Source organism: Streptomyces ossamyceticus (assembly GCF_001418475.1).
GTDB lineage: Bacteria > Actinomycetota > Actinomycetes > Streptomycetales > Streptomycetaceae > Streptomyces > Streptomyces ossamyceticus.
Genome location: NZ_LIQX01000974.1, coordinates 1 through 543, shown reverse-complemented (window position 1 = coordinate 543; position 543 = coordinate 1). Strand labels below are relative to the sequence as shown.

The 543-nt window shown below is 75.9% G+C and carries 1 protein-coding gene; it reads right to left on the bottom strand.

What is annotated here, in order from left to right; genetic code table 11:
* The coding region (locus tag AOK15_RS45970; protein ID WP_420877040.1) for a hypothetical protein at positions 1-335 on the bottom strand (335 nt) is incomplete at its 3' end.
* Positions 336-543: the final 208 nt, after the last annotated feature.

Sequence of the window (543 nt, the reverse complement as noted above, 5' to 3'; positions counted from 1 at the left end):
GCGGCGCTGGTCGGGGCGCCGTACGTGCTGTCGTACGCGTCGAGCGCCGCTCCGGCCGTGCCGAAGCCCGGCCCCCGGCCCGGGGGCTCCGCGTCGGCCCTCGCCACCGGCAAGGTGAGCGAGGGCAGTTCCAGCCCGGACGTGGGCCGTGCCGAGACCGTGAGGACGTCCTTGACCAGGCCGCTGGGGGCGTCGGGCAGGACGGCGTGCGAGAGCGCCCCGGTGAAGGACGGGTTCTGCCAGGTGGTCAGCCGCCCGCCGAACCCGGTGTCGGCGACAGCCGCGTCGCGCACGGCGGCCCGCTGGATCGGCGCCAACCGCACCCAACCCGCCACCGAGCCTCCCGCAGGAACCGAACCCCCGGCAGCCACCGGGCCACCCAGAGACCCCGAACCCTCCGCGGGCCCTGGACCCTCGGCAGGCCATAGACCCTCGGCAGGCCCTGGACCCTCCACAGGCCCAGATCCCCCGGAACCCACCGAACTGGCGGAACCCACCGAACCAGCGGAACCCGCAGAACTCCCCCCGACGTCAGCCCCGCCC